This is a genomic window from Pseudomonas sp. 02C 26 (assembly GCF_002843585.1).
In the GTDB taxonomy this organism is placed as follows: Bacteria; Pseudomonadota; Gammaproteobacteria; order Pseudomonadales; family Pseudomonadaceae; genus Aquipseudomonas; species Aquipseudomonas shirazensis.
Genome location: NZ_CP025262.1, coordinates 1,041,498 through 1,053,556, shown reverse-complemented (window position 1 = coordinate 1,053,556; position 12,059 = coordinate 1,041,498). Strand labels below are relative to the sequence as shown.

General features: G+C 61.7%; 9 protein-coding genes and 1 pseudogene. 7 read left to right on the top strand and 3 right to left on the bottom strand.

From position 1 onward, the window contains the following. Nucleotides 1-3: 3 nt before the first annotated feature. The 7 genes and pseudogenes from CXQ80_RS04800 to CXQ80_RS25215 all read left to right on the top strand — a co-directional run bounded on the left by CXQ80_RS04800 (nucleotide 4) and on the right by CXQ80_RS25215 (nucleotide 8,863). Nucleotides 4-831 carry a M23 family metallopeptidase gene (locus tag CXQ80_RS04800; RefSeq protein ID WP_101317002.1) on the top strand — a complete coding sequence of 276 codons (828 nt, stop codon included), beginning with the start codon at nucleotides 4-6 and terminating at the stop codon, nucleotides 829-831. 460 nt (nucleotides 832-1,291) lie between these two features. After that, nucleotides 1,292-2,965 (top strand): 2-isopropylmalate synthase, encoded by a 1,674-nt coding sequence (gene leuA / locus CXQ80_RS04795; protein ID WP_101317000.1) that lies wholly within the window; start codon nucleotides 1,292-1,294, stop codon nucleotides 2,963-2,965. A 159-nt stretch (nucleotides 2,966-3,124) separates the two neighbouring features. After that, on the top strand, nucleotides 3,125-4,048 hold the full coding sequence (locus CXQ80_RS04790; protein ID WP_101316998.1) for a DUF6384 family protein: 924 nt from the start codon (nucleotides 3,125-3,127) through the stop codon (nucleotides 4,046-4,048). A gap of 2 nt (nucleotides 4,049-4,050) precedes the next feature. Then, a complete protein-coding gene (locus tag CXQ80_RS04785; protein WP_101316996.1) occupies nucleotides 4,051-5,403 on the top strand; it encodes a hypothetical protein in 1,353 nt (450 codons plus the stop codon). Nucleotides 5,404-5,441: 38 nt separating this feature from the next. Then, nucleotides 5,442-6,584: a merozoite surface protein 3b gene (locus CXQ80_RS04780; protein WP_101316994.1), complete on the top strand. Its 1,143-nt coding sequence runs from the start codon at nucleotides 5,442-5,444 to the stop codon at nucleotides 6,582-6,584. 320 nt (nucleotides 6,585-6,904) lie between these two features. Beyond that, nucleotides 6,905-8,002, top strand: a pseudogene (locus CXQ80_RS25220) (nitrate- and nitrite sensing domain-containing protein); the annotation flags it as partial. After that, a complete protein-coding gene (locus tag CXQ80_RS25215; protein ID WP_371918913.1) occupies nucleotides 7,997-8,863 on the top strand; it encodes a methyl-accepting chemotaxis protein in 867 nt (288 codons plus the stop codon). The pseudogene CXQ80_RS25220 and the gene CXQ80_RS25215, both read left to right, overlap by 6 nt. Nucleotides 8,864-9,063: 200 nt before the next feature. Here the strand turns inward: CXQ80_RS25215 and CXQ80_RS04770 are convergent, their stop codons facing one another. From CXQ80_RS04770 to zwf, 3 genes are read right to left on the bottom strand one after another with little or no spacing between them, the layout of a single operon-like run. Next, nucleotides 9,064-9,738 (bottom strand): bifunctional 4-hydroxy-2-oxoglutarate aldolase/2-dehydro-3-deoxy-phosphogluconate aldolase, encoded by a 675-nt coding sequence (locus CXQ80_RS04770; RefSeq protein ID WP_101316989.1) that lies wholly within the window; start codon nucleotides 9,736-9,738, stop codon nucleotides 9,064-9,066. 17 nt (nucleotides 9,739-9,755) lie between these two features. Further along, entirely contained in the window at nucleotides 9,756-10,469 is a 714-nt protein-coding gene (pgl, locus tag CXQ80_RS04765) for a 6-phosphogluconolactonase (protein ID WP_101316987.1), read from the bottom strand. After that, the gene (gene zwf / locus CXQ80_RS04760; protein WP_101316985.1) at nucleotides 10,456-11,925 is read right to left on the bottom strand and encodes a glucose-6-phosphate dehydrogenase; all 1,470 of its coding nucleotides are present in this window, start codon (nucleotides 11,923-11,925) and stop codon (nucleotides 10,456-10,458) included. The genes pgl and zwf overlap by 14 nt, the downstream gene beginning before the upstream one ends. Between the last annotated feature and the right edge of the window lie 134 nt (nucleotides 11,926-12,059).

Below are 12,059 nucleotides of genomic sequence, written 5' to 3'. Positions count from 1 at the left end.
CACATGCCCCGTTTGCTCGCCCCGCTGCTTGCCCTGTCTTTGCTGCTGCTGACCACTGCGGCCCAGGCCAGCTACATCACCCGCACCCTCAACAAGCCAGTGCCGGGCGGCGTCGCCGTGGTCGACCTGGGCCCTGCTGCCAACGCCCCACAAGCGCGCTTTGACGGCAAGCCGGTGCTGGTGGTCAAGGAGCAGGACAACTGGCTGGCGATCGTCGGCATCCCGCTGACACAGAAACCCGGCACTGCCACCCTCAGCCAGGGCAACCGCAGCCTGCCGTTCACCGTCGGCAGCAAGAAGTACCCCGAGCAGCACATCACCCTGAAGAACAAGCGCCAGGTCAACCCAGACCCGGCCGACCTCAAGCGCATCGACCGCGAGCTGGCCGAGCAGATCAAGGCTTACCGCAGCTTCAGCCCGGCCCTGCCGAGCAACCTGATCCTCGACAAACCGGTCAACGGGCCGCTGTCGAGCAAGTTTGGCGTGCGCCGCTTCTTCAACGGTGAAGAGCGCAATCCGCATGCCGGGCTGGACTTTGCCGTACCCGCCGGGACGCCGATCAAGACCCCGGCCAACGGTACGGTGATCCTGATCGGTAACTACTTCTTCAATGGCCAGACCGTTTTCGTCGACCACGGCCAGGGCTTTATCAGCATGTTCTGCCACATGTCGAAAATCGATGTGAAGAATGGCCAGCAGCTGCGCCGTGGCGACGTGATTGGCCGGGTCGGCGCGACCGGTCGCGCCACCGGCCCGCACATGCACTGGAATGTCAGCCTGAACGATGCGCGGGTTGATCCGGCGATTTTCATCGGGGCATTCCAGCCTTGAGAGGTACCCTGCGCTGCGGCGCGTGGACGTAGGAGCGGCCTTGTGTCGCGAAAGGCGCACGTAGCGGGCCCGGGATTTGTGTTGCACCGCAAATTGCTGGGGCCGCTTCGCAGCCCTTTCGCGACACAAGGCCGCTCCTACAGGGCCCTGCACTTGAGTTGCGCCATGAAAATAGACTACGCAAAAAAAATAAAGCGATCCGGTTATAAGAGCCATAAAATCTCGCCAACAGCAGACTTTTAAGCATTTATCTCAATTTTTTTTCAAGGCTTGCCAACCCTCACCGCTGTGGTTAGGGTTGAAGCCATGAAAACCTCCAGCACCCTCATTTTGCTCCGCCAACACCGCAGCCTCTGCCTGGTCAGTGCCCGACTATCAGGGTGAATCGCGTCGCCTCGCCTATTCATCTCGTTATCGTCCGGCAGGCCCGATCTCGGCCGCACCCAAAAGGATTATTCGCATGACCATGCTCAAAGACCCGTCGAAGAAATATCGCGCCTTCCCCACCATCGATTTGCCCGACCGCACCTGGCCATCCAAGACCATCACCGAAGCGCCGATCTGGTGCAGCTCGGACCTGCGTGATGGCAACCAGTCGCTGATCGAGCCGATGGACGCGGAGAAGAAGCTGCGTTTCTGGAAGACGCTGGTGCAGGTTGGCGTGAAAGAAATCGAAGCGTCGTTCCCGTCTGCCTCGCAGACTGATTTCGACTTCGTGCGCACCTTGATCGAAGGCGGCCACATCCCGGATGACACCACCATCCAGGTACTGACCCAGGCCCGCGAAGACCTGATCGCACGCACCTTCGAGTCGCTGCGTGGGGCGAAAAAGGCCATTGTCCACCTGTACAACGCCACCAGCCCGTCGTTCCGCCGCATTGTCTTCAACCAGGACAAGCAAGGCGTCAAGGACATCGCCGTCAACGCCGCCAAGTTGTTCGTCAAATACGCAGCGCAGCAGCCCGAGACGCACTGGACCTTCCAGTACTCGCCAGAGACCTTCAGCGCCACCGAACTGGAGTTCGCCAAGGAAGTCTGCGACGCCGTGACCGAGGTGTGGAACCCGACGCCTGAGCACAAGATCATCTTCAACCTGCCAGCTACCGTTGAAGTGGCCACGCCGAATATCTACGCCGACCAGATCGAGTGGTTCTGCCGCAACGTCAATCGCCGCGACAGCGTGATCATCAGCCTGCACTGCCACAACGACCGTGGCACTGGCATTGCTGCCACCGAGCTGGGCCTGATGGCCGGTGCCGACCGCGCCGAAGGCTGCCTGTTCGGCAACGGCGAGCGCACCGGCAACGTCGACCTGGTGACCCTGGCGCTGAACCTCTACACCCAGGGTATTGACCCACAGCTGGACTTCTCCGACATCGACGGCGTGCGCAAGGTCGTCGAGGAGTGCAACCAGCTGCCGGTGCACCCGCGTCACCCGTACGTCGGCGACCTGGTTCACACTGCGTTCTCCGGCTCGCACCAGGACGCCATTCGCAAAGGTTTCAGCAAGCAGCAGGAAGGCGAGCTGTGGGAAGTACCGTACTTGCCGATCGACCCGGCCGACATTGGCCGCAGCTACGAGGCGGTGATCCGCGTCAACAGCCAGTCGGGCAAAGGCGGCATCACCTACCTGCTCGAGCAGGAGTACGGCATCAGCCTGCCACGCCGCATGCAGATCGAGTTCAGCCAGGTCGTACAGGGTGAAACCGACCGCCTGGGCCTGGAAATGACCGCCCAGCAGATCTACAAGCTGCTGCACAAGGAGTACCTCCAGGCCAACGCCCCGTACGCCCTGGTCAGCCACCGCCTGCAGGAAGAAAACGGCAGCAGCAAAGTCGAAGTGGAAGTAGCCGGTGAAGGCGAAACCAACCTGCACTGGCACGGCAAGGGCAACGGCGCGCTGGAAGCGCTGGCGGCCTGCATGCCGGTTGCGGTAGAAATCATGGACTACAACGAGCATGCCATTGGCGCCGGCACCAACGCCAAGGCTGCCGCCTACATCGAGCTGCGCGTTGCCGGTGGCCGCCCGGTGCATGGTGTGGGTATTGATGAAAACATCACTACCGCAAGCTTCAAGGCGCTGTTCAGTGCCCTGAACCGCTCACTGAGCCAGGAACAGGCGCAAGCCGCCTAAGGCCACGGCCTGTGCAAAAGCCCGCAGCGATGCGGGCTTTTTTGTGCGCGTGGGTTTTATTGCCGGGGCCATCATTTTGCCGCGAAGACTGGATATAATGCTGCAGCCTTTTCCCACTCATGCAAGGACCCCCATGAGCCAGCTGCAGGACTGCTACCGATGAGTGTCTCGCTAAGCGATCAGATGGCGGCAATGGCAATTGTCGACCAGCTTCGCCATCGCGAGATGGAAATCCAGGAGCACCTCGACCTGCCGCAACGCCGCACCGATGTGGCCGAGCGCATCCGTACCTACTACAAGAACAACGGCATCCGCTTTAACGACGCCCAGATCGAACAAGGTGTGCACCAGTTCTTCTCGAGCAGGCTGATGTTTGAAGCACCGCCCCTGAGTCGCAAGCAACGCCTGCTGGTGCGCCTGATCATGGCACGGCGGTTGCTGCTAACCTGGGCCTTCACCCTACTGCTGTTTGGCCTGCTGATCCTCGGCGGCAACGCCCTGATGGAGCGGCGCGAGAATCTCAGTGCGCTCAATGTCAGCGCAAGCCAGGACTATCAGCAGCGACTGCTTACCCGGCTCAACGCCACGGCGCTGCCCGCCAGCGACCGCCAGCGGATCTTCAGATGGAGCGAGAAAGCCAGCGAGAACATCGCTGCGGGACGCCTGAAGGCAGCCAACAGCAACCTCGATTCGCTCAAGTATTACCTCGATTACGCTGCCCAGCCGATGACTATCCAAATAGTTGATCGCCCTGGGGTCAAGTCTGGAGTCGAACGCTGCTACGAGGCGGCTGGCTGCAGCAGCAACAGCACGCGCGGCAAGGCCTGGTACTTGGTGGTCGAGCCGCTCGACGTCGCTGGCAAGCCGGCGCTGATGGAGGTGACCAGCATAGAAACCGGTGAGACCCGCTGGAGCAAACTGTTCGCCGTGCGCGTCGGCTATGACAGCTACCTCAAAGTGCGCGAGGACAAGCTCGACGACGGCCATATCAGCGACCTGATGATGGGCATAAAACCCGTCAACAGTCTGGTGCCTTACTTCCCTAAGGGCACCATTCCCCTTCAAATGATCCTGGAGTGGTAACCATGACCCCGAGCGAACTCGCGCGCGCCCTCGAAGACAACTCACACCGGGCCGAACAGCGACTGCGCGAGGCCGAACAGGCGCTATATGCAGGGTCCGAGCACGAGGCCCAGCTCGAACACCAGATAGCCTCGAAGCTGGGCGACATCGCCAGCCTGCAATTGCACGACACCGCCGCACTGGATGCACGCACCCGCCAGCAGCTGGAACAACGCGAGCAGGCCCAGACCGCACTGGTTCAAGCCTTGAAGCAGGCTGAGCAAGTCATCGGCAACACGCTGCCCAAACACGATGCGCTGCGCCAGGATATCGCCCAGCTCGAAAAGCAGGTGCAGGAGCAGCTTGAACAGAATCCTGAGGCGCGCCTGTTGCTCACGCAGCTTGAGGCCGCCCAGCAGGCCGAACAAGGCGGCCACAGCAGCTACGAAGAGATTCGCGATGAGTGCGAGACCAAGTTGCAAGGCTACGCCGGCAGCCGGCTGTACAGTTACCTCAAAGCGCGCGACTACGGCACCGACCGCTACCGCCCCAAGCCACTGCAGCGCCCGCTCGACAACTACCTGGCCAGGTGCGTCGACTTTCAGCGCAACCAAGCCAACGAGCAGATCCTGCTGACCATGCAGGCGCGCAACGAAAGCGCGCGCCAGGCCCGCAGCGCGATACGCGAGCAACTGCAGGCGCAGTATCAACCGCACCTGGAGCAAGCCTGCGAAAAGCTCGGCATGCCAAAACTGCAGACCGAGGAGCAGGCGCTGAGCACTCTGCTGAGCGAATCCAAGGCCCGCGCCACGTCCCTGCAGGCGCAGTTGATCGAATTCGCCGAACAGCGCGACCCCTACCTGACGGGCATCCGCCAGACCATCACCGAGCGGCTCAAGGCGCGCCCAATGGCCGAGCTGATCGCCGCCGCCGCACAAACGCCGGACCCTCGTGACGACGTGTTGGTGAGCGAGCTGCAACTGCTGCACGGGCGCCTGAATGCGTTCCGACAAGGCCAGAAAAGCCTGCAGGACCGGGTAGCGGATCGACGCCACTACTACGAACGCGCCAAGGCCCTCGAGCACGGCCTGCGCGACCAGGACTTCCTGGACGATGAATGCGAGTACACGCTGGATCAGCCAATCAAGCACATTCTCGGCGAATACATGCGCGGCGCGCTGGATCAGGAGGCGGTTGAAGAAATACTTGATGAGGGCCGCGACTACGAGACGCCGTACTCTCGTAAATCTTCGTACATCTCGAACTCGTACTCCTCCGGAGGCTTTGCCGGCCGCTCCAGCAGCAGCGGCAGCAGCGGCTTCAGCACCTCGCGCAGTTCCGGTGGCGGCGGATTCCGCACCACCGACAGTTTCTAGGCTATCCCATTCAGCCCCCTACTCATGCAAGGACTCCCATGAGCCAATACCTCGAACGCGCCCTCGAAGGCCTGCGCAAACTTGGCATTTCCTTCGGCCAGCCAGCGCAACCTGCACCGGTACTGATGCTGCTGAACAAGGTCGCGCACTATGACAACCAGCGCATCACCGGCATCGCCGCAGTGTTGCAGCAGGCCACCCTGTTCAACCAGACCGTGCGTGAACAGATCGCCGGCATGGACATCTCCGACCGCTACATGAACGTCACCGACAGCTTCACCTCGATTCGTGAAGATGCCGCCGCCATGGCGTCGTGGATGGACGACGGTCGCCTCGACACCCTCGAGCGGCTGAAGATGGGCTGGATGCACATGGTCCGTGGCTCGATCCCGAGCCGCTTCGAGGACATCCGCAAGCACTACCTGGACGTCAGCGCAGCCGCCAGCGACCAGATCAGCCGCGAAAGCCAGATTCTGGAGTCGTACACGGACTTCCGCCTGGCGATGAAAACCGCAGAAGTGGACGCACAGGAAGTGCTCACCCTGGCCGCCAAGGCACTGCAGCAGCGCACCGAGGCACTGGACGCAGCCAACGTCAGCGTAACGGCCGCCGAAGGTGCAGAACCTGCCCGCCGCGCCGCGCTGGAACTGAGCCGCGACGAGGCAGTTCGGGCGTTGCAGGACGAAGACAAGCGCTACCAGATCATCAAGGACATCGCCGATGATCTGCGCGTGGGCTACAACACCGCCGAGATGGTGTTTGCCCGCATCAGCCAGGTGCATGTGGTCAAGGAGCGCCAGTACCAGCGCATGGTGTCGTTCTTTGCCACCAACGAAGTGGTGCTCACCAGCCTGGCCGTGTCGTTCACTGCCAACAAGGGCATGGCCGAAGCCACCCACACCCTGAACGCCACCACCGACGGCATCAACAAGGGCCTGGAAACCTTGGGCGAGTCGGGCGGCAAGCAACTGGAAGCAGCAGTCAAAGCCAGCTATGGCTCGACCCTGAGGGTGGAATCGGTGCGCGCCCTGGCCCAGGCTACCCTGGAGTTCCAGAGCGAAATGAAAGGCCTGACCGCCACCTACCGCGCCGAGTCGACCAAAGCCGCGCAGGAAATCGCCGACGCCGTCGAAGATGCCAAGCGCGCGTTCTCTGCGCTGCTGACCAAAGCAGCGCAGTAACACCTCGCCACCTGGCGGCCCCGTCCGGGGCCGCTTCTGGATTTGTCTGCAAACACCGCCCGCGCGCATACCCTGGCAGCGCCAAACGTCCAGCTATTTACTGTGACGCGACAACTAATTAAACATGCACTGACATGGATCAACACTTTTTTTATTGCACTAAAGCTGGGCAGCAAATTCTCCGACGAAATACGTCGCTTATCAACTTCGCTTTATTTGATTAAACATTTAACATAGTGGCTGCGTGCCACCAATGACAACAACAGCTTCGGCACTCGCCATATTTACTTCTGCTCACAAGTATATCGAGGCCAAAGCCAATGTTGACCAACGCACCGCTACGCCAAAAACTGTTGTTGATATTGCTGTTCCCCCTGTTCGGCTTTCTGGTGCTAGCCGGCCTGTTTCTGAACGACAACCTGCGCACCCTGCGGGACATGCAGGCCACCGTCAGCGCCAGCGGCACCGCCCAGTCGATCAGCCAGCTGATCACCCGCCTGCAACGCGAGCGTGGCGCCAGCGGCGTGTTCATCGGTAGCCAGGGCAAGAACATGGGCGATCGCCTTGGTCAGTTTCGCCAGGACAGCAGCGCTGCACTGGAAACACTGCGCAACCTGCCGGAAAAATCCGCTGAGTTGAGCCAGACACTAAGCAGCCTCGAGCAACTTTCAGCGCTGCGTGGCCAGGTCGACGGTTTGAGCATCGACAGCACGAAATCCAGTCTGCGTTATACCGAACTTATTCAACAGCTGATCGGCTATACCCATTCATTGGAAAACCGCGTCACCGATACTGCCGTGGTACAAGCGCTCAGCGCGCTCAATCAATTTATCGAACTCAAGGAGCGCGCGGGCCGTGAGCGCGTTATCCTCGGCCTGGCATTCAATCAGGATCACTTCGATGCGGCACTGTTATCGCGCTTTAGCCGTAACCTGGGTGAACTCACCGCTTATAGCGAAGGCTTTATGCGTAAGGCACCCGCCGGCGTATTGAGCCAATACCAGAACGCTTTGCAAAGCCCGGCAGCGCTGGAAGTGGCAAAACTGCAGAAACTGGGTTTCGACGTACCGCTGGGCCAGCCTCTGAATACCAAGCCTGAAGCCTGGTTTGAACTTGCGACCCAACGCATCGACCAAATGAGCGAAGTCGAAACCAGCCTGGCGCAGACCGTCGGCCAACTTGCCGAGCAGGCCCGCAGCGGCGCCGCCCGGGCGCTCTGGCTGACCGCTATCGGTGCAGCGCTGGCGCTGCTCTGCGTGGCGCTGCTGGCATCACTGATCATCCGCAGCATGGGCCGGGCGGTGCATGACATCAACGCCACCCTGAATGCCCTGGCCGGCCGCGATCTGACCGCACGCACCCACTATCGCAGCCAGGACGAATTCGGCCAGATCGCCGCCAACCTCAACCGCATGGCCCAGGAGATCACCGAGATCGTCCAGGAGATCGGCAGCGCAACTGCTCAGGTGGCCACGGCTGCCGAAGAGTCGTCGACCGTCACCCTGCAAACCAGCCGCAGCGTCGAACAGCAACGCCAGAGCACCGAACTGGTCGCCACCGCGATCAATGAAATGAGCGCCACCGTGCGCGATGTGGCCCAGAGCACCAGCGATGCAGCCAACCTCTCCCAGCAGATCCATGGCAGCACCGTGGTGGGCCGCGAGGAGATCGAAACCACCATCACGCTGATCCGCGAGTTGTCCAGCCAGGCCCAGCAGACCGCCACCATTATCGATGAGCTCAAGGACGAAAGCGACGCCATCACCTCGGTGCTGGACGTGATTCGCGGCATCGCCGAGCAAACCAACCTGCTCGCCCTCAACGCCGCCATCGAGGCCGCCCGCGCCGGCGACCATGGCCGTGGCTTTGCTGTCGTCGCATCGGAAGTGCGCACGCTGGCTCAGCGCACTCAGGAGTCGACCGGCAATATCCAGCAGATGATCAGCAACCTGCAGGCAGGCTCGGACCGCGCCAACGCCTCGATGCTGGAGACCCTGAGCAAGGCGCAGTCAGGCGCCGAACGTATCGGTCGGGCCGGCGAATTGCTCGGCAATATCGCCGAAGGCGTGGCCACCATCAACGACCGTACTATCCAGATCGCCTCGGCCGCTGAAGAGCAGAGTGCGGTCTCGGAAGACATCAGCCGCAACGTCAACGAGATCAACGACCTGGTCATCCAGGTCAGCGCCGGCGCCCAGCAGACCGCCGTCACCAGCCAGGAACTGGCGCGCCTGGCCGAGCATCAGCAACAACTGGTCAGCCGCTTCCGCCTGGCCTGACCAATCCGCCCGTAGGAGCGGCCTTGTGTCGCGAAAGGGCTGCGCAGCGGCCCCTCGATTTGCGCAGCGCCGCGAGATTGCTGGGCACGCTACGCGCGCCTTTCGCGACGCAAGGCCGCTCCTACACAGAGCCGTTCGGCCCAAAAAAAAGGGGCGCTGACCAAGCGCCCCATAAGCCGTGCAGCACACAACGAATTCAATCAGTCGAACAATGCCAGAGCCTCGGCGCTGCATTCGGTAATGCGGTTCCAGTCGCCGTTCTTGATCCAGCTGCTGTCAAGCATCCAGGTGCCACCCACGCACATCACGTTGTTCAGCGCCATGTAGTTGCGCACATTGCCTGGATTGACGCCGCCGGTTGGGCAGAAGCGGATATCGCCAAACGGCCCGCCAAAGGCCTTGATCGCTGCCACGCCACCGCTGATTTCGGCCGGGAACAGCTTGAAGCGGCGGTAACCGAGGGCGTAGCCCTGCATGATCTCCGACGGCGTGCTGATGCCTGGCAACAGCGGAATGTCACTCTCTACACCGGCAGCGAGAATGTCGGCAGTGATCCCCGGGGTCACCACAAACTGCGCGCCTGCGGCCTGGACAGCAGTGAACATACCGCGATCGAGCACAGTGCCGGCGCCGACGCACAGTTCCGGGCGCTGCTCGCGCAGCACTTCAATGGCCTTCAAGCCATGCTGCGAGCGCAGGGTTACTTCCAGCGTGCGAATGCCGCCAGCGGCCAGCGCATCGGCCAGCGGCAGGATGTCCTGCTCACGGGCGATGGTAATCACCGGCAGGATCCGTGCAGCGGCGCAGATCACATCGATCCGCGCGGTTTTTTCGGCCATCGACAGCAAAGGCTGGGGGCGTTCAAGGGTGGTCATGACAGTGGATCCTTGGCTCATGGGCACCAGTAGATGCTCAGGGGGTCGTGAAGAAAGGCGCGAATCGGCATTTCGCTGGGGTCATCGCCTGCCAGCGCGGCGCGCAGGGTCGCCAGCTTGCCGGCCCCCTGCACAGACAAAGCAGTAAAGGCAGCGCTGCCCAGCAAGGCGCGGGTCATGCTCAGGCGCTGATGCGGCACGCTGGGCGCAAGCATCGGCAACACTCGCTGCTCGCCAACCTTGGCCAGACCCTGGCGCAACAACGGGCTGGCCGGGAACAGCGAGGCGGTATGGCCATCGTCACCCATGCCCAGTACCAGTACGTCGATCGGCGGCAACTCGGCGAGGGCTTGATCGGCCTGCTCGGCGGCGGCCTCAAGGTTGCCGGCGTTTTGATACAGGCCGATGAAACGGGCATTGGCCGCCGGGCCTTTGAACAGGTGCCGGGCCAACAGGCCAGCATTGCTGTCGGCATGCTCGACCGGCACCCAGCGCTCGTCGGCGAGGCTGACGGTGACTTTGCTCCAGTCCAGCTCGGCGCTGGCCAGCTGTTCGAGAAACGGCACGGGGCTACGCCCGCCAGACAACACCAGGCAGGCCTGGTCTCTACTGGCAATGGCCTGGCGCAGACGCTCGGCGACATCCGCCGCCAGGCGTGCAGCCAACGCCTTGGCATCAGCCAGTTGGTGCGTCGTGACGACGCTTGGCAGTTGCAGTTCAGATATCGCCATACCATGACCTCCCATCACGTGTAATCAGTGCAATCGAGCTCATCGGCCCCCATGAACCGGCCGCATAGGGCTTGGGCGCGTCACCGGCGTTTTTCCAGCCAGCGATCAGCTGATCGCACCACTTCCAGGCATATTCGATTTCATCCTTGCGCACGAACAGGTTCTGGTTGCCGCGCATCACTTCCAGCAGCAAGCGCTCGTAGGCATCCGGAATCCGCGCACTGCGCCAGGTGTCGGAAAAATTCAGTTGCAGCGGGCCGCTGCGCAGTTGCATGCCCTTGTCCAGGCCCTGCTCCTTGGTCATCACCCGCAGCGAAATACCTTCGTCCGGCTGCAGGCGGATGATCAGCTTGTTGCCGATCTGCAAGCGCTGTTCCGGAGCGAAGATATAGTGCGGGGTTTCCTTGAAGTGGATGACGATCTGCGACAGCTTGCCGGGCATACGCTTGCCGGTGCGCAGGTAGAACGGCACCCCCGACCAACGCCAGTTGCGGATATCGGCACGCAGGGCGACGAAGGTTTCGGTGTCGCTCTGGGCGTTGGCATTGTCTTCTTCGAGGTAGCCCGGCACTGGCTTGCCATCGCTGTAACCGGCGATGTACTGGCCGCGGACCACGGCGGTGCTGAGGGCCTCGCCAGTGATCGGCGCAAGAGCCTTGAGCACCTTGACCTTCTCGTCGCGGATACTGTCGGCCGAGAGGTCGCTGGGCGGGTCCATGGCAATCAGGCAAAGCAGCTGCAGCAAATGGTTCTGGATCATGTCGCGCAGCTGGCCGGCCTTGTCGAAGTAGCCCCAACGGCCTTCGATACCGACCTTTTCGGCCACGGTGATCTCCACATGGGAGATCGAATTCTGGTTCCACTGAGTCTCGAACAGACTGTTGGCGAAGCGCAGGGCGATCAGGTTCTGCACCGTCTCCTTGCCCAGATAGTGGTCGATGCGATAGACCCGGCTCTCGGGGAAGAACCGCGCCACCGCGTCGTTGACCCGCCGCGATGACTCAAGATCGTGCCCGATCGGCTTTTCCAGCACCACCCGGGTGCGCTCGACCAGGCCGGCCTTGTCGAGGTTCTCGCAAATCGCGCCGTACACCGCCGCCGGGGTGGCAAAGTAGGCGATAAGCGGCACGCCTGGGGCGGCCTGTTCAGCCAGGGTCTGATAGCCCTCGGGTTGGAGGAAATCCAGATGCAGGTAGCTCAGCCGGGCCAGAAAGCGCCCAAGCGTAGCCGCTTCAATATCGGCATCGGGCACAAACCGGCGCAGGTGCGCTTCGATGTTGGCCAGGTGCTGCTGGCTGTCACCGGCCTCGCGGGCCAGCGCCAGCAAGCGCGAATCGGCGTGCAGGAGGCCGGCACGGTCGAGCTGATAAAGCGCGGGGAACAGCTTGCGCAGTGCCAGGTCGCCCAAGGCGCCAAACAAGGCAAAGGTGCAAGGTTCAACACTGATCGCAGCCATGATGTTGGTTCTTTCCTAAAGTTGGCCTAGGAATATCGTTTTCAACCGCACTTTTCAAGAGGTAATGTAGTAAAAACCACAACATTACCGACAAGTGTTACAGACAAGTGGTAGATCAACCCCTACCGACAGTA

Coding starts and splice junctions, on each gene's coding strand:
- CXQ80_RS04800 (WP_101317002.1), top strand. CDS start 4: ATGCCCCGTTTGCTCGCCCCGCTGCTTGCCCTGTCTTTGCTGCTGCTG.
- leuA (WP_101317000.1), top strand. CDS start 1,292: ATGACCATGCTCAAAGACCCGTCGAAGAAATATCGCGCCTTCCCCACC.
- CXQ80_RS04790 (WP_101316998.1), top strand. CDS start 3,125: ATGAGTGTCTCGCTAAGCGATCAGATGGCGGCAATGGCAATTGTCGAC.
- CXQ80_RS04785 (WP_101316996.1), top strand. CDS start 4,051: ATGACCCCGAGCGAACTCGCGCGCGCCCTCGAAGACAACTCACACCGG.
- CXQ80_RS04780 (WP_101316994.1), top strand. CDS start 5,442: ATGAGCCAATACCTCGAACGCGCCCTCGAAGGCCTGCGCAAACTTGGC.
- CXQ80_RS25215 (WP_371918913.1), top strand. CDS start 7,997: ATGGCCCAGGAGATCACCGAGATCGTCCAGGAGATCGGCAGCGCAACT.
- CXQ80_RS04770 (WP_101316989.1), bottom strand. CDS start 9,738: ATGACCACCCTTGAACGCCCCCAGCCTTTGCTGTCGATGGCCGAAAAA.
- pgl (WP_101316987.1), bottom strand. CDS start 10,469: ATGGCGATATCTGAACTGCAACTGCCAAGCGTCGTCACGACGCACCAA.
- zwf (WP_101316985.1), bottom strand. CDS start 11,925: ATGGCTGCGATCAGTGTTGAACCTTGCACCTTTGCCTTGTTTGGCGCC.